The organism is Halomonas beimenensis (assembly GCF_002549795.1).
Lineage (GTDB): Bacteria > Pseudomonadota > Gammaproteobacteria > Pseudomonadales > Halomonadaceae > Halomonas > Halomonas beimenensis.
This window is the reverse complement of record NZ_CP021435.1, coordinates 3,512,454-3,537,150: the sequence shown is the minus strand read 5'-3', so window position 1 is coordinate 3,537,150 and position 24,697 is coordinate 3,512,454. Positions and strand designations below refer to the sequence as shown.

Here is a 24,697-nt window from a genome sequence, read left to right as displayed (position 1 = left end):
TGGCCGTGCTAGAATCGGCCCGAATCCGCCCACTATAAAGCACCGCGTGGCAAAACGCAGTCATCACCCCGCCTGATGCCCGGCGTCGCCATCGCCCAGACGGACCCATCGCCGCCCCATGTCCCAGACCCTCGAAGCCCAGCAACGCGTCCCTGTGCACATGGCCGGTCTGCGCCTCGACCAGGCCGCCGCCGAACTCTTCGCCGACTTTTCCCGGGAGCGTCTCAAGGCCTGGATCAAGGAGGGCGCCCTCACCCTGGACGGCAACCCCGCCAAGCCCAAGGACAAGGTCTACGGGGGGGAGTCGCTGGCGCTGAGCGCGGTGATCGAGGACGACGCCCGCTTCGAGCCCGAGGACATCCCCCTGAACGTGGTCTACGAGGACGACGAGGTCCTGGTGATCGACAAGCCGCCCGGCCTGGTAGTGCATCCGGCCGCCGGGAATCCCGACGGCACCCTGCTCAACGGCCTGCTCCATCATTGCCCCGACCTGGCGGCGGTGCCCCGGGCGGGAATCGTCCACCGCCTGGACAAGGACACCAGCGGCCTGATGGTGGTGGCCAAGACCCTGACCGCACAGACCGCCCTGGTGGAGCAGCTCCAGGCGCGCACCGTGTCCCGGGAGTACGACGCCGTCGTGGTCGGGGTGATGACCGCCGGCGGCACCGTGGACGCCCCGATCGGCCGCCATCCCCGGGACCGCAAGCGCCAGGCGGTGAACGCCTCGGGCAAGCCGGCGGTGACGCATTACCGGGTGGTGGAACGCTTCCGGGCCCACACCCATGTGCGCTGCCGGCTGGAGACGGGGCGGACCCACCAGATCCGCGTTCACCTGGCGCACCTGCGCTACCCCTTGATCGGCGACCCCGTCTACGGCGGTCGCCTCAAGCTGCCGGCCGGGGCCGGAGAGACGCTGAAGGAGGTGCTGCGGGAATTCCCCCGCCAGGCGCTGCATGCCCGCAAGCTGGCCTTCGTCCATCCGGGCAGCGGGGAGACCCTGAGCTTCCGCGCCCCCCTGCCCGACGACCTGCTGATGCTGCTGGATTTCCTGCGCGACGACAGCGAGACGATGCGATGAGCGATGCCCTGGACCTGCGCCCGACCCTGATTCGCCCGGACTGGCCGGCGCCGCCCTCGGTGGCGGCCTGCGTCACCACCCGGGAGACCGGTCCCAGCCAGGGGGCCTTCGCCGCCTTCAACCCTGGGCTGCACGTGGGCGATAACCCGGCCCATGTGGCCTTGTGCCGGCGACAGCTCCACAAGGAAATCGGGGACGACCGACCCCTGCTGTGGCTCGATCAGGTGCACGGCGCCCGGGTGCAGCAGGGCTATTCGGCAGACCTGCCCCAGGCCGATGCTTCGGTGGCCTACGATCGCGGGCATGCCTGCGTGGTGCTCACCGCGGATTGCCTGCCCGTGTTCTTCTGTGACCGGGCCGGGCAGCGGGTCGGCCTGGCCCACGCCGGCTGGCGCGGTCTGGCCGGCGGTGTGCTGGAAGCCACGGTGGCGGCCATGGGCGTGCCGCCGGAGAGCCTGATGGCCTGGCTGGGCCCGGCGATTTCCAACGCACAGTTCGAGGTGGGGGCCGAGGTTCGCCAGGCCTTCGTCGCGGTCCAGCCCGAAGCCATCGAGGCCTTCGATCCCAGTCCCTACCGCCTGGGGCACTACATGGCCGACCTCTACAAGCTGGCGCGGCTGCGCCTGGAACGCCTGGGGCTGGACCATATCGGCGGCGGGCACTTCTGCACCGCCTGCGAGCCGCGCTTCTACTCCTACCGTCGCGACGACGGCGTCACCGGCCGCATGGCCAGCATGATCTGGCTACGCTAGCGCCGAGCCGCCAAGGACGGAGTGGCAAGTGACAAGTAGAAAGTGACAAGGGGTTACTTGTGGAGTGCCCCTGAATTTGTAGACACCTTACCTGCAACCCGGAGGTAAGGTGCTATGCGCTTGAAAACCCGTCGCCAGTTCTCCCTGGAGTTCAAACGCCATGTGGTCCAGCATTCGCTGGAGTCCCCCGAACCCCAGGCCCGCGTAGCGGAGCGGTTCGGGATACACCCGAAACTGCTAGGTCGATGGAGGCGAGAACTCGTGACCACGGATGACCGCCAGCCCAAGGGGGTGCCCAACGCGGGTCCCCACAAGAGCCAGCATGAGCTGGAGCGTGAGAACCGGCGACTCAAGAAGCGTCTCGAGCGGGCCGAGCTGGAAGTCGAAATCCTAAAAAAGGCCAACGAGTACTTCGCCAAAGACCCGAAGTGAAGTTCGCCTTCATCAAGCGCTACCGCTCCCGACGCTGGACGGTTGTTTTGATGTGCGGAGTACTCGGCGTGTCCAAGGCGGGCTTCTATCGCTGGCTAAGTCGCCGACCGTCCCCCCAGGTGACGGAGAACGAGCGCCTGTTGCGCTTCCTGCTGGCCGAAGCTGACCGGCAGGCAGGCGTACCAGGTTATCGCAAACTCTGGCAGGCGGCCGTGAACGTGGGCTTTGCCTGTAGCCAGAATCGTGTGCAGCGGCTCCTGCAGCGCGCGGGCTATCGCTCGACACGGGCCTTGCGCCCCGGTTATCGGCGCCCCAAGCCTGGCCTGCCGGCCTTACCCAACCTGCTGAACCGAGAATTCGATGTGACGGCGCCCAATCGCGTCTGGGTCTCGGACATCACACAGGTACGCTGTCACGAAGGCTGGTGGTACCTGGCCATCGTCATGGACCTGTATTCCCGGCGGATCGTCGGCTGGGCCGGTGGGCCTCTCAACGACAGCCACCTGGTGGAGCGGGCGCTGAGGATGGCCTGGGCGGCGCGGCAGCCCTCAAGCGGAGGCATGCTGTTCCATTCAGATCAGGGGGCGCAGTACCGCAGCGAGAACGTGATGCGGTGGCTGACGGAGCGAGGCATCACGTTGAGCATGTCCCGTCGTGGCAATTGCTGGGATAACGCCTGTGCCGAGAGTTTCTTTGCCCAGCTGAAGGAAGAGTGGCTCCGTCGCCTGGCACGGCAGAGTCGTGCTGAACTGCAGGCTGAGGCGGAGTACTACATCGAAGAGTATTACGATAAGGTGCGGCTGCATGGCGCCTTGGGCGGGGTATCGCCCAAGGCGTTTGAAGCCGCTGCCTGATCAAGGTGTCTACTTTTTCAGGGCCACCTCACTTGCTACTTTTGACTTTCTACTTGAGCCTCCGCTTGGCCGCTTGGCCGCTTGGCCGCTTGGCCGCTTGGCCGCGCCGCTTGGCCGCTTGGCCGCTTGGCCGCTTGGCCGCTTGGCCGCTTGGCCCTTGATCCACATCAATCCCCCTCGCTTTCCGATGCCTTCCGATGGCCCATACCTTGAAAGCCGGCCATCCTGACTCCATTGAGGATGTCAAGACGAATGAAACCGGGACAGGCGGCGCGTCCGAACGCGCCGTCCCCCCGACGGAGGAAAGCGAATGCGATTCGACAAGTTCACCGCCAAGCTGCAGAACGCCGTGGCGGATGCCCAGTCCCTGGCGGTGGGGCACGGACACAACCAGCTCGAGCCCGGCCATCTGCTGCTGGCGCTGCTGGACGCCACCGATACCGGCGTGAAGGCCCTGGTGCAGAAGGCCGGCGGTGACGCGGCCGGGTTGCGCGATGCCCTGGTGGGCCATCTGGACCAGCTGCCCCGGGTCAGCGACTTCGACGGCGAGGTGCAGCCGTCCCGGGACCTGATCAAGCTGTTCAACCTGACCGACCGCGAGGCCCAGAAACGGGGCGATCAGTACATCGCCAGCGAACTGGTGCTGCTGGCGGCCCTCGAGATGCGCCATGCGGTGACCAAGGTGTTGACCCAGGCCGGGGTGACCCGCAAGGCGCTGGAGACCGCCATCGACAGCGTGCGTGGAGGCGAGAAGGTCGAGGACCCCAATGCCGAGGAGAGCCGCGAGGCCCTGGAGAAGTACACCCTGGACCTCACCGAGCGCGCGTCCAGTGGCAAGCTCGACCCGGTGATCGGCCGCGACGACGAGATTCGCCGCACCATCCAGGTCCTGCAGCGGCGTACCAAGAACAACCCCGTGCTGATCGGCGAGCCCGGCGTGGGCAAGACCGCCATCGTCGAGGGGCTGGCCCAGCGGATCGTCGACGGGGAGGTGCCCGAGGGCCTCAAGGACAAGCGCGTGCTGTCCCTGGACATGGGCGCGCTACTGGCCGGCGCCAAGTTCCGCGGCGAGTTCGAGGAACGCCTGAAGGCGGTGCTCAAGGAGCTGGCCCAGGAAGAGGGCCGCATCATCCTGTTCATCGACGAGCTGCATACCATGGTGGGCGCGGGCAAGGCCGAGGGCGCCATGGACGCCGGCAACATGCTCAAGCCGGCCCTGGCCCGGGGCGAGCTGCACTGCGTGGGCGCCACCACCCTCGACGAGTACCGCCAGCACATCGAGAAGGACGCCGCCCTGGAGCGTCGCTTCCAGAAGGTGCTGGTGGACGAGCCGAGCGAGGAGGATACCGTGGCCATCCTGCGCGGGCTCAAGGAGCGCTACGAGGTGCACCACGGCGTCGACATCACCGACGGGGCGATCATCGCCGCCGCCAAGCTGTCGACCCGCTACATCACCGACCGTCAACTGCCCGACAAGGCCATCGACCTCGTCGACGAGGCCTGTTCGCGGATCCGCATGGAACTCGACTCCAAGCCCGAGGAGATGGATCGCCTCGACCGCCGGCTGATCCAGCTCAAGATGGAGCGCGAGCACCTCAAGAAGGAGACCGACGAGGCCTCCAGGAAGCGTCTCGAGTCCCTAGAGGAGCAGATCGCCGAGCTGGAACGGGAATACGCCGACCTGGACGAGATCTGGAAGGCCGAGAAGGCCAGCATCCAGGGCGCGGCCCAGTTCAAGGACGAGCTCGACCGGGCCCGGGTCGACCTGGAGCAGGCTCGCCGCCAGGGGGACCTGGCGCGCATGTCCGAGCTGCAGTACGGCGTGATCCCCGAGCTGGAGAAGAAGATCGCCGAGACCAGCGCCGCCGAGGCCGACGCCGACACGTCGAGCCACAAGCTGCTGCGCTCCAACGTCACCGAGGAGGAGATCGCCGAGGTGGTATCGCGCTGGACCGGCATCCCGGTGGCCAAGATGCTCGAGGGCGAGCGCGACAAGCTCCTGCGCATGGAGGAGGCCCTGCACGAGCGAGTCATCGGCCAGGACGAGGCGGTGACCGCCGTGGCCAACGCCGTGCGGCGCTCCCGGGCCGGTCTTGCCGACCCCAACCGACCCAACGGTTCCTTCCTGTTCCTCGGCCCGACCGGGGTCGGCAAGACCGAGCTGTGCAAGGCGCTGGCCAGCTTCCTCTTCGATACCGAGGAGGCCATGGTGCGTATCGACATGTCCGAGTTCATGGAGAAGCACTCCGTGGCCCGGCTGATCGGCGCGCCCCCGGGCTACGTCGGCTACGAGGAGGGGGGCTACCTGACCGAGGCCGTGCGCCGCAAGCCCTATTCGGTGCTGTTGCTCGACGAGGTGGAGAAGGCCCACCACGACGTCTTCAACATCCTGCTGCAGGTGCTCGAGGACGGCCGGCTCACCGACGGCCAGGGTCGCACGGTGGACTTCCGCAACACCGTCATCGTCATGACCTCCAACATGGGCTCGGACATCATCCAGCGTATGGGTGGTGACGACAGCGACTATGCCCAGATGAGGTCCGCGGTCATGGACGTGGTGGGGCAGCATTTCCGCCCCGAGCTGATCAACCGCATCGACGAGGTGGTGGTCTTCCATGCCCTGGTCCAGGAGCAGATCCAGGCCATCGCCGATATCCAGCTCGATCGCCTGCGCTCGCGCCTGGCCGAGCACGACCTGGGGCTCGAGGTGTCCCAGGAGGCCATGGCCCAGCTGGCCACGGTGGGCTTCGATCCGGTGTTCGGCGCCCGTCCCCTCAAGCGGGCGATCCAGAACCGCCTCGAGAACCCGCTGGCCCAGGACCTGCTGGCCGGCCACTATGCCCCGGGCGATGTCATCCGGGTCGAGGTCGAAGGCGACCATCTGGTCTTCCATCACTGAGACGACCGCCCGCACCGGCAAGGGCGCGGGCGGTCGTCATGACGGGGCGCTTCGTCGCTCCCTTGCCCGCCGGGGGGACCCCTGGCGGGCTTTTCGTTTCGGGGTAATCAGGCCTTTGCCCTGGCCTTCGACAGGTGCACGCGGCGCATGCCGACGCTTTCCCCCACCAGGTGCTTCTGCAGGTCCTCCAGGGAGACGTTTCGGGTTTCGGGCATCAGGACCATCACGAAGACCAGCTGAAGCAGCATCATCACCGCGAAGAAGGCGAACACCGGGCCGCCGCTGAAGGTGCTCAGCACCCAGGGCATCAGCAGGGTGATCAGGGCGGCGAAGATCCAGTGGATGGAGGCGCCGAAGGATTGGCCGCGGGCGCGGACATGGTTGGGGAATACCTCGGCGATGAACACCCAGATCACAGCCCCCTGGCTGATCGCATGGGCGGCGATGAACAGCCCCAGCAGCAGCGGCACCTCGATACCGCCCAGGGCGTCGGCGAAGAAGGCACGCGAGATCAGCACCAGCGACACCAGGTAACCGGCGGAGCCGATGAACAGCAGGGTGCGGCGGCCGAACCTGTCGATCAGCGACATGCCGAGCATGGTGAACACCAGGTTGACCAGCCCGATGCCGGCGGAGGACAGCAGCGCGGCCTGGCTACCGAGTTCGGCGGCCTCCAGTACTCGCGGCGCATAGTAGATGATGAAGTTGATGCCCGAGAGCTGGTTGAAGAAGGCGATCAGGAAGGCGAGCAGGATCGGCAGGCGGTAGCGCATCGAGAAGAATCGGGCATGGGCGCTCTGTTCCTCGTTCTCCGCGGCGCGAATGCGGGCGATCTCGGCTTCCGTGTCGGCGTCCGGTTCGATCATCCGCAGTACACGGGAGGCTTCCTCGACATCTCCGCGCTTGAGGATCAGCCAGCGCGGGCTGCGCGGCACCCGGGTGATCATCAGGGTATAGAGCAGGGCAGGCACGGCCTCGACGCCGAGCATCCAGCGCCAGGCATCGTCGCCGGTGACGACGCTGCTGATGACGTAGTTGGAGACGAAGGCCATCAGGATGCCGAACACGATGTTGAACTGGTACATGGCCACCAGGAAGCCGCGTTGGCGAGCGGGCGCGATCTCGGAGATGTAGGTCGGTGCGGCGACCGAGGAGATCCCGACCCCGATGCCGCCGATCAGCCGGAAGAAGGCGAACAGCACTGGATCGGAGACCACGGCCGAGCCGACGGCGGAGACCAGGTAGAGAACGCCGATCAGCAGCAGGGTGGCGCGCCGGCCGAGCCGGTCGGTTGGCCAGTTGCCGGTGATGGCGCCGAGCACGGTGCCCCACAGGGCCATGGACATGATCAGGAGGCCATGCTGGAGGTCGCTTAGCCCCCAGAGCGTCTGGATGGGCTTGTCGGCGCCCGAGATGACCGCGGTGTCGAAGCCGAACAGGAAGCCGGCCAAGGCCACGGTGATGGACCATTGCACGATGCGAGACATGGCGTCTCTCCTCCGGTGAGGTGTGAGTTGGTGTTGTTGGGTTGTCAGGTGAATCGATTCACTCGCTCGGCGAGAGCCCTGGCTCATCGCGGTATCCGGGTCAGGGGGCCATGTATGGCGAGCAGGTGAATCGTGTCACCTGCGTCATTGAAGCAGGGCCGTCATGAACTCGCGAGCCGAGAGGGGCTAGACTTTCGTCGCATCAGGCCTGGCCAGTCCCGCGGAATCGCCCGATTGGGGCGTCGGGAGGCGGGTAGCGGTTGACACTCTTCGGGGGCTATTGGAATCTTGACGATTCCTGATAACGGGCGCGGACTCCAGCGGGCAATCCCCCATCCCCGCGCGAAGGGTAGGCCATGGGGCCTCTACCCGCCGTAGGACTTCCGGGTCCGGGCCAACCGCCCGACCTGGCCAACGCCCCGACGCGGTGATCCGCCGTGATGAGAGTGCAGGCCCTATCCGGGTCTAACAACGCCAGGGTTTGGCATCAGGTGCCGGCGAGACCGGCAGCGGCATATCGCCGCACTCGACCCCGTGCCCGAGGAGGGCGCGGATCGCACTCGAGACCTCCAGGGGAGAAACATCTGTGGAACTGCTTTCCGGCGCGGACATGATCGCCCGCTTCCTTCAGGACGAGGGCGTCGAATACATTTACGGCTATCCCGGCGGCGCGGCGCTGCACATCTATGACGCCCTCTTCCGCCAGGACAAGGTCAAGCACATCCTGGTGCGCCATGAACAGGCGGCCACCCATGCCGCCGACGGCTATGCCCGGGCCTCCGGCAAGCCCGGTACGGTACTGGTCACCTCCGGTCCCGGCGCCACCAACGCGGTCACCGGCATCGCCACCGCCTACATGGACTCGATCCCCATGGTGGTGCTGTGCGGCCAGGTGATGAGCCATCTGATCGGCGACGATGCCTTCCAGGAAACCGACATCATCGGCGTGACCCGGCCCATCGTGAAGCACAGCTTCTCGATCAAGCACCCGACCGAGATCCCGGAAGTCCTCAAGAAGGCCTACTACCTGGCCTCCACCGGCCGGCCCGGCCCGGTGGTGGTGGACATCCCCAAGGACATGACCACCCCCACCGAGCGCTACGAGTACGTCTACCCGAAGAAGGTCAAGATGCGCTCCTACAACCCGGTGGGACGCGGCCATACCGGCCAGATCAAGAAGGCCGTGGAGCTGATGCTCAAGGCCCGGCGTCCGGTCTTCTACACCGGCGGCGGCGTGGTCACCGGCGAGGCCAGCGAGGGGCTGACCGACCTGGTCAAGCGCCTGGGCTTCCCCATCACCACCACCCTGATGGGCATCGGCGCCTTCCCGCAGAGCGATCGGCAATGCCTCGGCTGGCTGGGCATGCACGGCTCCTACGAGTCCAACATGGCCATGCACCATGCCGACCTGATCGTCGCCATCGGGGCACGCTTCGACGACCGGGTGACCAACAACACCTCCAAGTTCTGCCCCACGGCCAAGATCGTCCACGTGGACATCGATCCGAGCTCGATCTCCAAGACGGTGCGGGCCGACGTGCCCATCGTCGGGCCGGCGGGCAACGTGATCAACGAGATGATCAGCCTCCTGCAGGGCCGCGAGATCGCCAACCCCGATGCGCTCGAGGAGTGGTGGGAGACCATCGAGGGCTGGCGCGAGGAACGCCACGGCAAGCTCTACGAGCCGTCCAGGCCCGGTGAGCCGCTCAAGCCCCAGGAGGTCATCGAGGCCATCTGTCGGGCGACCCGCGGCGAGGCCTACGTGACCACCGACGTGGGCCAGCACCAGATGTTCGCGGCCCAGTACTACAAGTTCGACAAGCCCAACCGCTTCATCACCTCCGGGGGGCTGGGCACCATGGGCTTCGGCTTCCCCGCGGCCATGGGCATCAAGCAGAACTTCCCCGACGAGCAGGTGGTCTGCGTGACCGGCGAAGGCAGCTTTCAGATGATGATGCAGGAGCTGTCGACCTGTAAGCAGTTCGGCGGTGGGGTCAAGATCGTCAACCTCAACAATGCCTCGCTCGGCATGGTGCGCCAGTGGCAGGACCTCAACTACAAGTCCCGCCATGCGCACTCCTACATGGAGTCGCTGCCCGATTTCCAGAAACTCATCGAGTCCTATGGCTTCACCGCCCTGAAGGTGCAGACGATGGAGGAGCTCGAGCCGGCGCTGGAGAGGACCTTCGCCGACAAGGACGAGCTGGTGTTCCTCGACGTCGCCGTGGATCCCCACGAGCACGTCTATCCGATGCAGGTGCCTCTGGGCTCCATGCGTGACATGCTGCTTTCCAAGACGGAGCGGACCTGATGCGCCATATCATCTCGATTCTGATGGAAAACGAACCGGGCGCCCTGTCTCGCGTGGTGGGGCTGTTTTCCCAGCGCAACTTCAACATCGAAACCCTCAACGTGGCCCCCACCGAGGACGAAAGCCTGTCGCGGCTCACCGTGACCACCACCGGCGACGATCGGGTCATCGAGCAGATCACCAAGCATCTCAACAAGCTGATCGACGTGGTCAAGCTGGTCGACCTGACCGAGGGCAGCCACATCGAGCGCGAACTGATGATGGTGAAGGTCAAGGCCCTGGGGGCGGCCCGCGACGAGGTCAAGCGCACCGTGGACATCTTCCGCGCGCAGATCGTCGACGTGACGCCGAGCCTGTACACGGTTCAGATCACCGGCGATGCCGGCAAGCTCGACGCCTTCCTCGAGGCCATGACGCCGGTCGGGGTCCTCGAGGTGGCGAGGACCGGGGTCTCGGGGATCGCCCGCGGGGAGAAGGTCCTGTCCCTCTGATTGACTATGCCGCCCCGGTGGCGAACGAGCCATCTTCGCGCGGAACGTAAATCAACGTCTGCGCCCATCATGGTTGAAGATCCGCCGCCCTACGGGGCGGCGTTTTCTTGCGCTCAGCTTCGCTCCTCGACCTCGGCCCAGAGGGCGTGGAGCAGCGGGCTCTTCAGGCGCCGCTCGAGCACGCACAGCCCGACATCGTAGTGGGGGAGCTCCGGCTTCACCGGCAGTACCCGCACGCGTTCCAGCAGCGGGCTGTTGTCCAGCACGATCTTCGGGACCACGCCGATGCCGAACCCCAGCCCCACCATGCTGACGATGGCCTCGTGGCCGGCCACCTGGGCGTAGATGCGCGGCGTGATGCCCAGCGCCTTGAACCAGGTATCGGCATAGGTCCGCGACAGCCCGGCCTCGGAGAGGATCATCGGCACCTCGCGCCACTGCTCGGCGCTGGGGGACTCCGGTGCGGCCGGTATCCAGTCCTGGGAGTCCCGGGGGGCGATGAAGGCCAGCGGCGAGCGGGTGAGCGACTTGAAGGCCAGTGCCTCGGGGACCTGGCGGGGGCGGGGAGTGATCGCCATGTCTTCCTCGCCGGCCAGGACGCGGGCCATCGCCTCGGCGGGGTCGCCGGTGTGCAGCTTGAGCTCGATGCCGGGGTGGCGAGTGCGGAACTCGCTGAGCAGCTCGTACAGGAAGCTGTAGCTGGCGGTGACCGAGCAGTAGATGCTGATCTCGCCGGTCAGGGAGTGGGCGGCGCTCATCATCGACAGGCGCAACTGATCCCACTGCTCCAGGGTCTCCCGGGCGTAGCGCAGGAAGGTCTCGCCATGGGGCGTCAGGGCCACATGACGGTTGTCGCGTTCGAACAGCCGCACTCCCAGGCTCTCCTCCAACTGACGGATCGAGCGGGAGAGGGTGGAGGGGCTGACGTGACAGGCCTCACTGGCGCGTCCGAAGTGCAGGGTGTCGGCCAGGGCGAGGAAGTGTCTCAGGGGGCGCAGGTCCATGAAGGATAGTATTGCACAGAAAGAAACGTCACGTTGCAAATATAGCGTTTTACGCAACGAGGGGGCTGGCGTACAGTCGATGCATCGACCGGGACGCGTCCCGGAGCCCGACTCCCAGCGCCGCGACAAGACGGCGCGGGTGGCCATCGACGCTGACACCGACGTTCACCTTCATCTCCAGGAGCACCCTCATGCGCGTTTACTACGATAAGGACTGCGATCTCTCCCTCGTCCAGGGCAAGCAGGTGGCCATCGTGGGCTACGGTTCCCAGGGCCATGCCCATGCCAACAACCTCAAGGAGTCCGGCGTCGACGTGACCGTCGCCCTGCGCCAGGGTTCCTCCTCCGCCGCCAAGGCCGAGGCCGCCGGTCTCAAGGTCGCTTCCGTGGAAGAGGCGGCCAAGATCGCCGACGTGGTGATGGTGCTGGCCCCGGACGAGAATCAGAAGGCCATCTACGAGCAGCAGATCGCTCCCAACCTGAAGCAGGGCGCGACCCTGGCCTTCGCCCACGGCTTCAACATCCACTACAACCAGATCGAGCCGCGCAGCGACCTGGACGTGATCATGATCGCGCCCAAGGCACCGGGCCACACCGTGCGTTCCGAGTTCACCCGTGGTGGCGGCATCCCCGACCTGATCGCCATCCACCAGGATGCTTCCGGTTCCGCCAAGGAGCTGGCCCTGTCCTACGCCGCGGCGATCGGCGGCGGTCGCAGCGGCATCATCGAGACCACCTTCAAGGACGAGACCGAGACCGACCTCTTCGGTGAGCAGGCGGTGTTGTGCGGCGGTGCGGTCGAGCTGGTCAAGGCCGGCTTCGAGACCCTGACCGAGGCCGGCTATGCCCCGGAGATGGCCTACTTCGAGTGCCTGCACGAGCTCAAGCTGATCGTCGACCTGATGTACGAAGGCGGCATCGCCAACATGAACTACTCCATCTCCAACAACGCGGAGTACGGCGAGTACGTCACCGGCGGTGAAGTCATCAACGAGCAGTCCCGTGAGGCCATGCGCAACGCACTCAAGCGCATCCAGACCGGGGAGTACGCCAAGATGTTCATCAACGAGGGCAACACCAACTATCCCTCGATGACCGCGCGTCGCCGGCTCAACGCCGAGCATCCGATCGAGCAGGTGGGCGAGAAGCTGCGTGCCATGATGCCCTGGATCGCCGCCAACCAGCTGGTCGACAAGTCCAAGAACTGATCGCCCCCGGCGAACAGGCATCGTGGAGGGCGCGGTCATCCGCGCCCTCTTCTGCGTCCGGGGGCGATGAGTCAACGGCGGCAGTCCGTGTAGAATGGGGGGATTCCCAGTCGAAACGGATGACAGAGATGAGCCAGGACTCCCGCAACAGCGACCCAGAGACGCACGATTCGGAAGGCGATGATCTGGCGAAGACCTTCATGCGCGAGTCGGAAGTGGTCGAGGAGGCCATGGAGGGCGGCAAGAAGGTCCGGCGCAAGGGCATCTACCTGCTGCCCAATCTCCTGACCACTTCGGCGCTCTTCTCCGGATTCTTCGCCGTGGTCGCGGCCATCAACGGCGACTTCACTGCCGCCTCGGTGGCCATCTTCATCGCCATGGTCCTGGATGGCCTGGATGGCCGGGTCGCACGGCTGACCAACACCCAGAGTGCCTTCGGCGCCGAGTTCGATTCCCTTTCCGACATGCTGTCCTTCGGGGTGGCGCCCGGACTGGTCGCTTTCACCTGGATCCTGCAGGACGTGGGCAAGACTGGCTGGGTGGTGGCCTTCCTCTACGTGGCCTGCGCGGCCTTGCGCCTGGCCAGGTTCAATGTCCAGATCGGCAGCGTCGACAAGAAGTGGTTCATCGGCCTGCCGAGCCCGTCGGCCGCGGCCGTGGTGGCGGCCAGTGTCTGGACCTTCCATAACTTCGATGCCGATGCCTTCGGCTTCAAGCTGTTGATGCTCTTCGTGGTCGGGGCCGCCGGCGTGCTGATGGTCAGCAATATCCGCTACTACAGCTTCAAGGACATCGACCTCAAGGGGCCGGTCCCCTTCGTCATGTTGTTGGCCATCGTGCTCGGCTTCGTGGTCATTTCCATCGAGCCCTCGGTGATGCTCCTGCTGCTGTTCGGCACCTATGTCGCTTCGGGACCGGTATTGGCCTTGCTTCGCAAGTTGCGTTAGGCCTCCGGCCTGGAATGCGAGTGGTCTGCCTTTGACGCCCGCCATGCGCGGGCGTTGTTGTCTTCCTGTTCGCAGGTTGAGTTACCCACAGGCGGGCTATGTGACGACGGGTTGTGGATAGCTGATGGCGTGGTCCGGTGGGAATCTTCAGAAAAGGCTTGCACCACTCCGCTGGAATCCGTAAAGTACGCATCCGCTGCCGGCGACGGGTCACGTCCCAGGCGGTGAGGAGTGGCAGAAGTGCTTGTTTTGCCGAGGGTTTTTCGAAGGTTTCGAGGATCGCCCGCTTGACAGGCTCGCCGGTTTCGGTAGAATGCCCGCCACTCGATCGGACGCCATCTCGCCGAGATGGTCGCACGGTCGCCCGGGTCGCTTCCTCGGAAGTGGTCGAAAAAACGGGTTTGACACGACGCGCCGATCACGTAGAATACGCCTTCCTTGCAGGGCGCCGGCCAAGCGGATGGCAATGCAAGATGCTCTTTAACAATCGATCAGGTAATTCATGTGGGCGCTTGTCGGGATGTCGGTGACCAGTCACTGAATATCAAGGCAAGCGACTCGTCAAACGAGACGTTTGAACCTTGAGCCAGGTTTGGTTCCTGCCTTATGGAACTATCAAGCTTTTAAACTGAAGAGTTTGATCATGGCTCAGATTGAACGCTGGCGGCAGGCCTAACACATGCAAGTCGAGCGGAAACGATGGAAGCTTGCTTCCAGGCGTCGAGCGGCGGACGGGTGAGTAATGCATAGGAATCTGCCCGGTAGTGGGGGATAACCTGGGGAAACCCAGGCTAATACCGCATACGTCCTACGGGAGAAAGCAGGGGATCTTCGGACCTTGCGCTATCGGATGAGCCTATGTCGGATTAGCTAGTTGGTGAGGTAATGGCTCACCAAGGCCGCGATCCGTAGCTGGTCTGAGAGGATGATCAGCCACATCGGGACTGAGACACGGCCCGAACTCCTACGGGAGGCAGCAGTGGGGAATATTGGACAATGGGCGAAAGCCTGATCCAGCCATGCCGCGTGTGTGAAGAAGGCCCTCGGGTTGTAAAGCACTTTCAGTGAGGAAGAACGCTTGCGGGTTAATACCCCGCAGGAAGGACATCACTCACAGAAGAAGCACCGGCTAACTCCGTGCCAGCAGCCGCGGTAATACGGAGGGTGCGAGCGTTAATCGGAATTACTGGGCGTAAAGCGCGCGTAGGCGGCTTGATAAGCCGGTTGTGAAAGCCCCGGGCTCAACCTGGGAACGGCATCCGGAACTGTCAGGCTAGAGTGCAGGAGAGGAAGGTAGAATTCCCGGTGTAGCGGTGAAATGCGTAGAGATCGGGAGGAATACCAGTGGCGAAGGCGGCCTTCTGGACTGACACTGACGCTGAGGTGCGAAAGCGTGGGTAGCAAACAGGATTAGATACCCTGGTAGTCCACGCCGTAAACGATGTCGACTAGCCGTTGGGGTCCTCGAGACCTTTGTGGCGCAGTTAACGCGATAAGTCGACCGCCTGGGGAGTACGGCCGCAAGGTTAAAACTCAAATGAATTGACGGGGGCCCGCACAAGCGGTGGAGCATGTGGTTTAATTCGATGCAACGCGAAGAACCTTACCTACCCTTGACATCGAGCGAACTTTCCAGAGATGGATTGGTGCCTTCGGGAACGCTCAGACAGGTGCTGCATGGCTGTCGTCAGCTCGTGTTGTGAAATGTTGGGTTAAGTCCCGTAACGAGCGCAACCCTTGTCCCTATTTGCCAGCGATTCGGTCGGGAACTCTAGGGAGACTGCCGGTGACAAACCGGAGGAAGGTGGGGACGACGTCAAGTCATCATGGCCCTTACGGGTAGGGCTACACACGTGCTACAATGGCCGGTACAGAGGGTTGCAATGCCGCGAGGTGGAGCTAATCCCAAAAAGCCGGTCTCAGTCCGGATCGGAGTCTGCAACTCGACTCCGTGAAGTCGGAATCGCTAGTAATCGTGAATCAGAATGTCACGGTGAATACGTTCCCGGGCCTTGTACACACCGCCCGTCACACCATGGGAGTGGACTGCACCAGAAGTGGTTAGCCTAACTTCGGAGGGCGATCACCACGGTGTGGTTCATGACTGGGGTGAAGTCGTAACAAGGTAGCCGTAGGGGAACCTGCGGCTGGATCACCTCCTTAATCGACGACGTCGCCGACACCCGGCAAGTGCTCACAATGAATTACCTGATCGGCCAGAGCAAAGACTGTTTGGGTCTGTAGCTCAGTTGGTTAGAGCGCACCCCTGATAAGGGTGAGGTCGGCAGTTCAAGTCTGCCCAGACCCACCAAATTTGCGCAATACGTCGTTGCTTTCCTCCTCGTGTAGCAGGCTACACGTCGGCGAAAAGCGCCTCGTCTTGTACAAATTCCCATGTCGCGTGATGGGTGAGTCAGAGGGGCCTTAGCTCAGCTGGGAGAGCGCCTGCCTTGCACGCAGGAGGTCACCGGTTCGATCCCGGTAGGCTCCACCACGCTTGAGCTTGAAGCCGGAAGCTCGAAGAATCCCGACAGTCACTGAAGTTTTAAGCTAGACGCTTGAAAGGCAGGCCCTTTCTTCAAGCTTCCAGCTTAAAGCTTCTCGCTTTAAACGCTCTTTAACAATGTGAATCATGCTGACAAAGGCTCTTCCCGAGAGGGAAGGGCATGAGATACGTCTCAAGCGTATCCGGCAATTGTCGTTGTCGTCATCGCGGATCAGACCCCTTGGGGTTATATGGTCAAGCGATGAAGCGCATACGGTGGATGCCTTGGCAGCCAGAGGCGATGAAGGACGTGGAAGCCTGCGATAAGGCTCGGCGAGGTGGCAAACAACCTGCGACCCGGGCATTTCCGAATGGGGAAACCCACTCAGGGTAACCTGAGTATCCCGCACTGAATCCATAGGTGCGGGAGGCGAACCGGGGGAACTGAAACATCTAAGTACCCCGAGGAAAAGAAATCAACCGAGATTCCCCCAGTAGCGGCGAGCGAACGGGGACCAGCCCTTAAGCATGTGACCGGTTAGGCGAATGAGCTGGGAAGCTCAACGATACAGGGTGATAGTCCCGTAGCCGAAAGCCTGATCATGTGAAATCGAGTAGGTCGGGGCACGTGAAACCTTGACTGAAGACGGGGGGACCATCCTCCAAGGCTAAATACTCCTGGCTGACCGATAGTGAACCAGTACCGTGAGGGAAAGGCGAAAAGAACCCCGGAGAGGGGAGTGAAATAGACCCTGAAACCGTATGCGTACAAGCAGTGGGAGCGGGCGCGTCCCGTGACCGCGTACCTTTTGTATAATGGGTCAGCGACTTATTTTCAGTGGCGAGCTTAACCGTATAGGGGAGGCGTAGGGAAACCGAGTCTTAACTGGGCGACCAGTCGCTGGGAATAGACCCGAAACCGGGCGATCTATCCATGAGCAGGGTGAAGGTTGAGTAACATCAACTGGAGGCCCGAACCAGGATCTGTTGAAAAAGATTTGGATGACTTGTGGATCGGAGTGAAAGGCTAATCAAGCCCGGAGATAGCTGGTTCTCCTCGAAAGCTATTTAGGTAGCGCCTCACGTATCACCGCCGGGGGTAGAGCACTGTTTCGGCTAGGGGGTCATCCCGACTTACCAAACCGAGGCAAACTCCGAATACCGGTGAGTGCCAGCGTGGGAGACACACAGCGGGTGCTAACGTCCGTTGTGAAAAGGGAAACAACCCAGACCGTCAGCTAAGGTCCCGAAATCCTGGTTAAGTGGGAAACGATGTGGGAAGGCTTAGACAGCTAGGAGGTTGGCTTAGAAGCAGCCATCCTTTAAAGAAAGCGTAATAGCTCACTAGTCGAGTCGGCCTGCGCGGAAGATGTAACGGGGCTCAAACCAGGTACCGAAGCTACGGGTGCGTCGAATGACGCGCGGTAGAGGAGCGTCGTGTACGCCGACGAAGGTCAATCGAGAGGTTGGCTGGAGGTATCACGAGTGCGAATGCTGACATGAGTAACGATAAGGGGAGTGAAAAACTCCCCCGCCGGAAGACCAAGGGTTTCTGTTCGACGCTAATCGGAGCAGAGTGAGTCGGCCCCTAAGGCGAGGCCGAAAGGCGTAGTCGATGGGAAACGGGTCAATATTCCCGTACCTCACTGTATTGCGATGGGGGGACGAAGAAGGCTAGGTGAGCCAGGCGTTGGTTGTCCTGGTGAAAGTCAGTAGGCCGAGGAATCAGGCAAATCCGGTTCCTCAAGGCCGAGAGACGAGACGAACAGACTACGGTCTGGAAGTCATCGATGCCACGCTTCCAGGAAAAGCCTCTAAGCTTCAGATACAGTGGGACCGTACCCCAAACCGACACAGGTGGTCAGGTAGAGAATACCAAGGCGCTTGAGAGAACTCGGGTGAAGGAACTAGGCAAAATGGTGCCGTAACTTCGGGAGAAGGCACGCCGCCGTTACGTGAAGGCCCTCGCGGCCGGAGCGGAAGGCGGTCGAAGATACCAGGTGGCTGCAACTGTTTATTAAAAACACAGTACTCTGCAAACGCGTAAGCGGACGTATAGGGTATGACGCCTGCCCGGTGCCGGAAGGTTAATTGATGGTGTTAGCGTAAGCGAAGCTCCTGATCGAAGCCCCGGTAAACGGCGGCCGTAACTATAACGGTCCTAAGGTAGCGAAATTCCTTGTCGGGTAAGTTCCGACCTGCACGAATGGCGTAATGATGGCCACGCTGTCTCCACCCGAGACTCAGTGAAATTGAAATCGCAGTGAAGATGCTGTGTACCCGCGGCTAGACGGAAAGACCCCGTGAACCTTTACTACAGCTTCACACTGGACGCTGATGTTGCTTGTGTAGGATAGCTGGGAGGCTTGGAAACCCGGTCGCCAGATCGGGTGGAGCCGACCTTGAAATACCAGCCTGGCATCATTGGCGTTCTAACTCAGGTCCGTGATCCGGATCGAGGACCGTGTGTGGTGGGTAGTTTGACTGGGGCGGTCTCCTCCCAAAGCGTAACGGAGGAGCACGAAGGTACCCTCAGCACGGTTGGAAATCGTGCAATGAGTGCAAGAGCATAAGGGTGCTTAACTGCGAGACAGACACGTCGAGCAGGTACGAAAGTAGGTTCTAGTGATCCGGTGGTTCTGTATGGAAGGGCCATCGCTCAACGGATAAAAGGTACTCCGGGGATAACAGGCTGATACCGCCCAAGAGTTCACATCGACGGCGGTGTTTGGCACCTCGATGTCGGCTCATCACATCCTGGGGCTGAAGTCGGTCCCAAGGGTATGGCTGTTCGCCATTTAAAGTGGTACGCGAGCTGGGTTTAGAACGTCGTGAGACAGTTCGGTCCCTATCTGCCGTGGGCGCTGGAGATTTGAGAAGCGCTGCTCCTAGTACGAGAGGACCGGAGTGGACGTACCTCTGGTGTTCCGGTTGTCACGCCAGTGGCACTGCCGGGTAGCTATGTACGGACGGGATAACCGCTGAAAGCATCTAAGCGGGAAGCCCCCTTCAAGATGAGATCTCCCCGAGGCCTCGAGCCTCCTGAAGGGCCCAGCAAGACCAGCTGGTTGATAGGCCGGGTGTGGAAGCGCTGCAAGGCGTTGAGCTAACCGGTACTAATGGCCCGTGAGGCTTGACCATATAACACCCAAGTGGTCTGTCGATGACGGACGACAGCGGATACGCGAGACGTAGCTCGCCAGCATGATTCGCATTGCCCTTTTCGCCTGACGACCATAGCGTGCGGGAACCACCTGATCCCATGCCGAACTCAGCAGTGAAACCGCTCAGCGCCGATGGTAGTGTGGGGCCTCCCCATGCGAGAGTAGGTCATCGTCAGGCACTTATTCCGAAAAGCTTCGGTCTGTAGGTGCCGTGGCTTGAGTAACCGCCGGAAATCTTCTGTTGACACGGAGCCGGGGTTACGTAGAATAAGCCTCCCTTGCAGGGCGCCGGCCGAGACGGACGGCAATGCAAGATGCTCTTTAACAATCGATCAGGTAATTCATGTGGGCGCTTGTCGGGATGTCGGTGACCAGTCACTGAATATCAAGGCAAGCGACTCGTCAAACGAGACGTTTGAACCTTGAGCCAGGTTTGGTTCCTGCCTTATGGAACTATCAAGCTTTTAAACTGAAGAGTTTGATCATGGCTCAGATTGAACGCTGGCGGCAGGCCTAACACATGCAAGTCGAGCGGAAACGATGGAAGCTTGCTTCCAGGCGTCGAGCGGCGGACGGGTGAGTAATGCATAGGAATCTGCCCGGTAGTGGGGGATAACCTGGGGAAACCCAGGCTAATACCGCATACGTCCTACGGGAGAAAGCAGGGGATCTTCGGACCTTGCGCTATCGGATGAGCCTATGTCGGATTAGCTAGTTGGTGAGGTAATGGCTCACCAAGGCCGCGATCCGTAGCTGGTCTGAGAGGATGATCAGCCACATCGGGACTGAGACACGGCCCGAACTCCTACGGGAGGCAGCAGTGGGGAATATTGGACAATGGGCGAAAGCCTGATCCAGCCATGCCGCGTGTGTGAAGAAGGCCCTCGGGTTGTAAAGCACTTTCAGTGAGGAAGAACGCTTGCGGGTTAATACCCCGCAGGAAGGACATCACTCACAGAAGAAGCACCGGCTAACTCCGTGCCAGCAGCCGCGGTAATACGGAGGGTGCGAGCGTTAATCGGAATTACTGGGCGTAAAGCGCGCGTAGGCGGCTTGATAAGCCGGTTGTGAAAGCCCCGGGCTCAACCTGGGAACGGCATCCGGAACTGTCAGGCTAGAGTGCAGGAGAGGAAGGTAGAATTCCCGGTGTAGCGGTGAAATGCGTAGAGATCGGGAGGAATACCAGTGGCGAAGGCGGCCTTCTGGACTGACACTGACGCTGAGGTGCGAAAGCGTGGGTAGCAAACAGGATTAGATACCCTGGTAGTCCACGCCGTAAACGATGTCGACTAGCCGTTGGGGTCCTCGAGACCTTTGTGGCGCAGTTAACGCGATAAGTCGACCGCCTGGGGAGTACGGCCGCAAGGTTAAAACTCAAATGAATTGACGGGGGCCCGCACAAGCGGTGGAGCATGTGGTTTAATTCGATGCAACGCGAAGAACCTTACCTACCCTTGACATCGAGCGAACTTTCCAGAGATGGATTGGTGCCTTCGGGAACGCTCAGACAGGTGCTGCATGGCTGTCGTCAGCTCGTGTTGTGAAATGTTGGGTTAAGTCCCGTAACGAGCGCAACCCTTGTCCCTATTTGCCAGCGATTCGGTCGGGAACTCTAGGGAGACTGCCGGTGACAAACCGGAGGAAGGTGGGGACGACGTCAAGTCATCATGGCCCTTACGGGTAGGGCTACACACGTGCTACAATGGCCGGTACAGAGGGTTGCAATGCCGCGAGGTGGAGCTAATCCCAAAAAGCCGGTCTCAGTCCGGATCGGAGTCTGCAACTCGACTCCGTGAAGTCGGAATCGCTAGTAATCGTGAATCAGAATGTCACGGTGAATACGTTCCCGGGCCTTGTACACACCGCCCGTCACACCATGGGAGTGGACTGCACCAGAAGTGGTTAGCCTAACTTCGGAGGGCGATCACCACGGTGTGGTTCATGACTGGGGTGAAGTCGTAACAAGGTAGCCGTAGGGGAACCTGCGGCTGGATCACCTCCTTAATCGACGACGTCGCCGGCACCCGGCAAGTGCCCACAATGAATTACCTGATCGGCCAGAGCAAAGACTGTTTGGGTATAGGCCCAGCGTGACCAATGGGTCTGTAGCTCAGTTGGTTAGAGCGCACCCCTGATAAGGGTGAGGTCGGCAGTTCAAGTCTGCCCAGACCCACCATTCTCTCGCTCAGTTGGTTGGAGCGCACCCCAGGGTGTGAAAGAGAGGAGGGTGAGGTCGCCGGGTTTCTTCAAGTCTGCCCAGACCCACCAAATTTGCGCAATACGTCGTTGCTTTCCTCCTCGTGTAGCAGGCTACACGTCGGCGAAAAGCGCCTCGTCTTGCACAAATTCCCATGTCGCGTGATGGGTGAGTCAGAGGGGCCTTAGCTCAGCTGGGAGAGCGCCTGCCTTGCACGCAGGAGGTCACCGGTTCGATCCCGGTAGGCTCCACCACGCTTGAGCTTGAAGCCGGAAGCTCGAAGAATCCCGACAGTCACTGAAGTTTTAAGCTAGACGCTTGAAAGGCAGGCCCTTTCTTCAAGCTTCCAGCTTAAAGCTTCTCGCTTTAAACGCTCTTTAACAATGTGAATCATGCTGACAAAGGCTCTTCCCGAGAGGGAAGGGCATGAGATACGTCTCAAGCGTATCCGGCAATTGTCGTTGTCGTCATCGCGGATCAGACCCCTTGGGGTTATATGGTCAAGCGATGAAGCGCATACGGTGGATGCCTTGGCAGCCAGAGGCGATGAAGGACGTGGAAGCCTGCGATAAGGCTCGGCGAGGTGGCAAACAACCTGCGACCCGGGCATTTCCGAATGGGGAAACCCACTCAGGGTAACCTGAGTATCCCGCACTGAATCCATAGGTGCGGGAGGCGAACCGGGGGAACTGAAACATCTAAGTACCCCGAGGAAAAGAAATCAACCGAGATTCCCCCAGTAGCGGCGAGCGAACGGGGACCAGCCCTTAAGCATGTGACCGGTTAGGCGAATGAGCTGGGAAGCTCAACGATACAGGGTGATAGTCCCGTAGCCGAAAGCCTGATCATGTGAAATCGAGTAGGTCGGGGCACGTGAAACCTTGACTGAAGACGGGGGGACCATCCTCCAAGGCTAAATACTCCTGGCTGACCGATAGTGAACCAGTACCGTGAGGGAAAGGCGAAAAGAACCCCGGAGAGGGGAGTGAAATAGACCCTGAAACCGTATGCGTACAAGCAGTGGGAGCGGGCGCGTCCCGTGACCGCGTACCTTTTGTATAATGGGTCAGCGACTTATTTTCAGTGGCGAGCTTAACCGTATAGGGGAGGCGTAGGGAAACCGAGTCTTAACTGGGCGACCAGTCGCTGGGAATAGACCCGAAACCGGGCGATCTATCCATGAGCAGGGTGAAGGTTGAGTAACATCAACTGGAGGCCCGAACCAGGATCTGTTGAAAAAGATTTGGATGACTTGTGGATCGGAGTGAAAGGCTAATCAAGCCCGGAGATAGCTGGTTCTCCTCGAAAGCTATTTAGGTAGCGCCTCACGTATCACCGCCGGGGGTAGAGCACTGTTTCGGCTAGGGGGTCATCCCGACTTACCAAACCGAGGCAAACTCCGAATACCGGTGAGTGCCAGCGTGGGAGACACACAGCGGGTGCTAACGTCCGTTGTGAAAAGGGAAACAACCCAGACCGTCAGCTAAGGTCCCGAAATCCTGGTTAAGTGGGAAACGATGTGGGAAGGCTTAGACAGCTAGGAGGTTGGCTTAGAAGCAGCCATCCTTTAAAGAAAGCGTAATAGCTCACTAGTCGAGTCGGCCTGCGCGGAAGATGTAACGGGGCTCAAACCAGGTACCGAAGCTACGGGTGCGTCGAATGACGCGCGGTAGAGGAGCGTCGTGTACGCCGACGAAGGTCAATCGAGAGGTTGGCTGGAGGTATCACGAGTGCGAATGCTGACATGAGTAACGATAAGGGGAGTGAAAAACTCCCCCGCCGGAAGACCAAGGGTTTCTGTTCGACGCTAATCGGAGCAGAGTGAGTCGGCCCCTAAGGCGAGGCCGAAAGGCGTAGTCGATGGGAAACGGGTCAATATTCCCGTACCTCACTGTATTGCGATGGGGGGACGAAGAAGGCTAGGTGAGCCAGGCGTTGGTTGTCCTGGTGAAAGTCAGTAGGCCGAGGAATCAGGCAAATCCGGTTCCTCAAGGCCGAGAGACGAGACGAACAGACTACGGTCTGGAAGTCATCGATGCCACGCTTCCAGGAAAAGCCTCTAAGCTTCAGATACAGTGGGACCGTACCCCAAACCGACACAGGTGGTCAGGTAGAGAATACCAAGGCGCTTGAGAGAACTCGGGTGAAGGAACTAGGCAAAATGGTGCCGTAACTTCGGGAGAAGGCACGCCGCCGTTACGTGAAGGCCCTCGCGGCCGGAGCGGAAGGCGGTCGAAGATACCAGGTGGCTGCAACTGTTTATTAAAAACACAGTACTCTGCAAACGCGTAAGCGGACGTATAGGGTATGACGCCTGCCCGGTGCCGGAAGGTTAATTGATGGTGTTAGCGTAAGCGAAGCTCCTGATCGAAGCCCCGGTAAACGGCGGCCGTAACTATAACGGTCCTAAGGTAGCGAAATTCCTTGTCGGGTAAGTTCCGACCTGCACGAATGGCGTAATGATGGCCACGCTGTCTCCACCCGAGACTCAGTGAAATTGAAATCGCAGTGAAGATGCTGTGTACCCGCGGCTAGACGGAAAGACCCCGTGAACCTTTACTACAGCTTCACACTGGACGCTGATGTTGCTTGTGTAGGATAGCTGGGAGGCTTGGAAACCCGGTCGCCAGATCGGGTGGAGCCGACCTTGAAATACCAGCCTGGCATCATTGGCGTTCTAACTCAGGTCCGTGATCCGGATCGAGGACCGTGTGTGGTGGGTAGTTTGACTGGGGCGGTCTCCTCCCAAAGCGTAACGGAGGAGCACGAAGGTACCCTCAGCACGGTTGGAAATCGTGCAATGAGTGCAAGAGCATAAGGGTGCTTAACTGCGAGACAGACACGTCGAGCAGGTACGAAAGTAGGTTCTAGTGATCCGGTGGTTCTGTATGGAAGGGCCATCGCTCAACGGATAAAAGGTACTCCGGGGATAACAGGCTGATACCGCCCAAGAGTTCACATCGACGGCGGTGTTTGGCACCTCGATGTCGGCTCATCACATCCTGGGGCTGAAGTCGGTCCCAAGGGTATGGCTGTTCGCCATTTAAAGTGGTACGCGAGCTGGGTTTAGAACGTCGTGAGACAGTTCGGTCCCTATCTGCCGTGGGCGCTGGAGATTTGAGAAGCGCTGCTCCTAGTACGAGAGGACCGGAGTGGACGTACCTCTGGTGTTCCGGTTGTCACGCCAGTGGCACTGCCGGGTAGCTATGTACGGACGGGATAACCGCTGAAAGCATCTAAGCGGGAAGCCCCCTTCAAGATGAGATCTCCCCGAGGCCTCGAGCCTCCTGAAGGGCCCAGCAAGACCAGCTGGTTGATAGGCCGGGTGTGGAAGCGCTGCAAGGCGTTGAGCTAACCGGTACTAATGGCCCGTGAGGCTTGACCATAT

Annotated in this window: 10 protein-coding genes, 4 tRNA genes and 5 rRNA genes; 17 read left to right on the top strand and 2 right to left on the bottom strand. The window is 61.3% G+C overall.

Annotation, left to right across the window (positions count from 1 at the left end):
• Positions 1-118 precede the first annotated feature (118 nt).
• The 4 genes from rluD to clpB all read left to right on the top strand — a co-directional run bounded on the left by rluD (position 119) and on the right by clpB (position 6,015).
• Positions 119-1,078 (top strand): 23S rRNA pseudouridine(1911/1915/1917) synthase RluD, encoded by a 960-nt coding sequence (gene rluD / locus BEI_RS16425; RefSeq protein WP_097790520.1) that lies wholly within the window; start codon positions 119-121, stop codon positions 1,076-1,078.
• Positions 1,075-1,830: a peptidoglycan editing factor PgeF gene (gene pgeF, locus BEI_RS16420; RefSeq protein WP_097790519.1), complete on the top strand. Its 756-nt coding sequence runs from the start codon at positions 1,075-1,077 to the stop codon at positions 1,828-1,830. Before rluD ends, pgeF begins: the two co-directional genes overlap by 4 nt.
• A 114-nt stretch (positions 1,831-1,944) precedes the next feature.
• A protein-coding gene (locus tag BEI_RS16415) for an IS3 family transposase (protein ID WP_097789061.1) occupies positions 1,945-3,116 on the top strand; the annotation gives its coding sequence in 2 pieces (ribosomal slippage) (positions 1,945-2,221 and positions 2,221-3,116; 1,173 coding nt in all).
• A 310-nt stretch (positions 3,117-3,426) separates the two neighbouring features.
• On the top strand, positions 3,427-6,015 hold the full coding sequence (clpB, locus tag BEI_RS16410) for an ATP-dependent chaperone ClpB (RefSeq protein ID WP_097790518.1): 2,589 nt from the start codon (positions 3,427-3,429) through the stop codon (positions 6,013-6,015).
• A 107-nt stretch (positions 6,016-6,122) separates the two neighbouring features.
• Here the strand turns inward: clpB and BEI_RS16405 are convergent, their stop codons facing one another.
• Entirely contained in the window at positions 6,123-7,589 is a 1,467-nt protein-coding gene (locus BEI_RS16405) for a sugar porter family MFS transporter (RefSeq protein WP_097790517.1), read from the bottom strand.
• Positions 7,590-8,088: 499 nt separating this feature from the next.
• On the opposite strand from BEI_RS16405, the gene BEI_RS16400 reads away from it, so the two are divergent.
• Both BEI_RS16400 and ilvN read left to right on the top strand, forming a co-directional pair.
• A complete protein-coding gene (locus tag BEI_RS16400; RefSeq protein ID WP_097790516.1) occupies positions 8,089-9,813 on the top strand; it encodes an acetolactate synthase 3 large subunit in 1,725 nt (574 codons plus the stop codon).
• Complete coding sequence (ilvN, locus tag BEI_RS16395; protein ID WP_097790515.1) at positions 9,813-10,304, top strand: acetolactate synthase small subunit; 492 nt, start codon at positions 9,813-9,815, stop codon at positions 10,302-10,304. Before BEI_RS16400 ends, ilvN begins: the two co-directional genes overlap by 1 nt.
• A 113-nt stretch (positions 10,305-10,417) precedes the next feature.
• Here ilvN and ilvY read toward each other — a convergent pair whose 3' ends face one another.
• Positions 10,418-11,308: an HTH-type transcriptional activator IlvY gene (gene ilvY / locus BEI_RS16390; RefSeq protein ID WP_097790514.1), complete on the bottom strand. Its 891-nt coding sequence runs from the start codon at positions 11,306-11,308 to the stop codon at positions 10,418-10,420.
• Between the two features lie 191 nt (positions 11,309-11,499).
• Here ilvY and ilvC point away from each other — a divergent pair, with 191 nt between their 5' ends.
• The 11 genes from ilvC to BEI_RS16335 all read left to right on the top strand — a co-directional run bounded on the left by ilvC (position 11,500) and on the right by BEI_RS16335 (position 24,695).
• Positions 11,500-12,516: a ketol-acid reductoisomerase gene (gene ilvC / locus BEI_RS16385; protein WP_097790513.1), complete on the top strand. Its 1,017-nt coding sequence runs from the start codon at positions 11,500-11,502 to the stop codon at positions 12,514-12,516.
• Positions 12,517-12,644: 128 nt separating this feature from the next.
• Positions 12,645-13,463 (top strand): CDP-diacylglycerol--serine O-phosphatidyltransferase, encoded by an 819-nt coding sequence (gene pssA / locus BEI_RS16380; protein ID WP_097790512.1) that lies wholly within the window; start codon positions 12,645-12,647, stop codon positions 13,461-13,463.
• A gap of 625 nt (positions 13,464-14,088) precedes the next feature.
• Positions 14,089-15,626, top strand: a 16S ribosomal RNA gene (locus BEI_RS16375).
• Positions 15,627-15,697: 71 nt separating this feature from the next.
• A tRNA-Ile gene (locus BEI_RS16370) sits at positions 15,698-15,774 on the top strand.
• Between the two features lie 107 nt (positions 15,775-15,881).
• Positions 15,882-15,957, top strand: a tRNA-Ala gene (locus BEI_RS16365).
• A gap of 244 nt (positions 15,958-16,201) precedes the next feature.
• Positions 16,202-19,089: ribosomal RNA gene (locus BEI_RS16360) — 23S ribosomal RNA — on the top strand.
• 85 nt (positions 19,090-19,174) lie between these two features.
• A 5S ribosomal RNA gene (gene rrf, locus BEI_RS16355) occupies positions 19,175-19,290 on the top strand.
• Between the two features lie 288 nt (positions 19,291-19,578).
• A 16S ribosomal RNA gene (locus BEI_RS16350) occupies positions 19,579-21,116 on the top strand.
• A 95-nt stretch (positions 21,117-21,211) separates the two neighbouring features.
• Positions 21,212-21,288: transfer RNA gene (locus BEI_RS16345), tRNA-Ile, on the top strand.
• Positions 21,289-21,487: 199 nt separating this feature from the next.
• Positions 21,488-21,563: transfer RNA gene (locus BEI_RS16340), tRNA-Ala, on the top strand.
• 244 nt (positions 21,564-21,807) lie between these two features.
• Positions 21,808-24,695 (top strand): 23S ribosomal RNA (locus BEI_RS16335).
• Together the 16S, 23S and 5S rRNA genes with 4 tRNA genes alongside form the textbook arrangement of a ribosomal RNA operon.
• Positions 24,696-24,697: the final 2 nt, after the last annotated feature.

What these genes read in the sequence shown, in the direction of transcription:
- rluD (WP_097790520.1), top strand. Translation starts at nt 119, where the DNA reads ATGTCCCAGACCCTCGAAGCCCAGCAACGCGTCCCTGTGCACATGGCC.
- pgeF (WP_097790519.1), top strand. Translation starts at nt 1,075, where the DNA reads ATGAGCGATGCCCTGGACCTGCGCCCGACCCTGATTCGCCCGGACTGG.
- clpB (WP_097790518.1), top strand. Translation starts at nt 3,427, where the DNA reads ATGCGATTCGACAAGTTCACCGCCAAGCTGCAGAACGCCGTGGCGGAT.
- BEI_RS16405 (WP_097790517.1), bottom strand. Translation starts at nt 7,589, where the DNA reads ATGAGCCAGGGCTCTCGCCGAGCGAGTGAATCGATTCACCTGACAACC.
- ilvN (WP_097790515.1), top strand. Translation starts at nt 9,813, where the DNA reads ATGCGCCATATCATCTCGATTCTGATGGAAAACGAACCGGGCGCCCTG.
- ilvY (WP_097790514.1), bottom strand. Translation starts at nt 11,308, where the DNA reads ATGGACCTGCGCCCCCTGAGACACTTCCTCGCCCTGGCCGACACCCTG.
- ilvC (WP_097790513.1), top strand. Translation starts at nt 11,500, where the DNA reads ATGCGCGTTTACTACGATAAGGACTGCGATCTCTCCCTCGTCCAGGGC.
- pssA (WP_097790512.1), top strand. Translation starts at nt 12,645, where the DNA reads ATGAGCCAGGACTCCCGCAACAGCGACCCAGAGACGCACGATTCGGAA.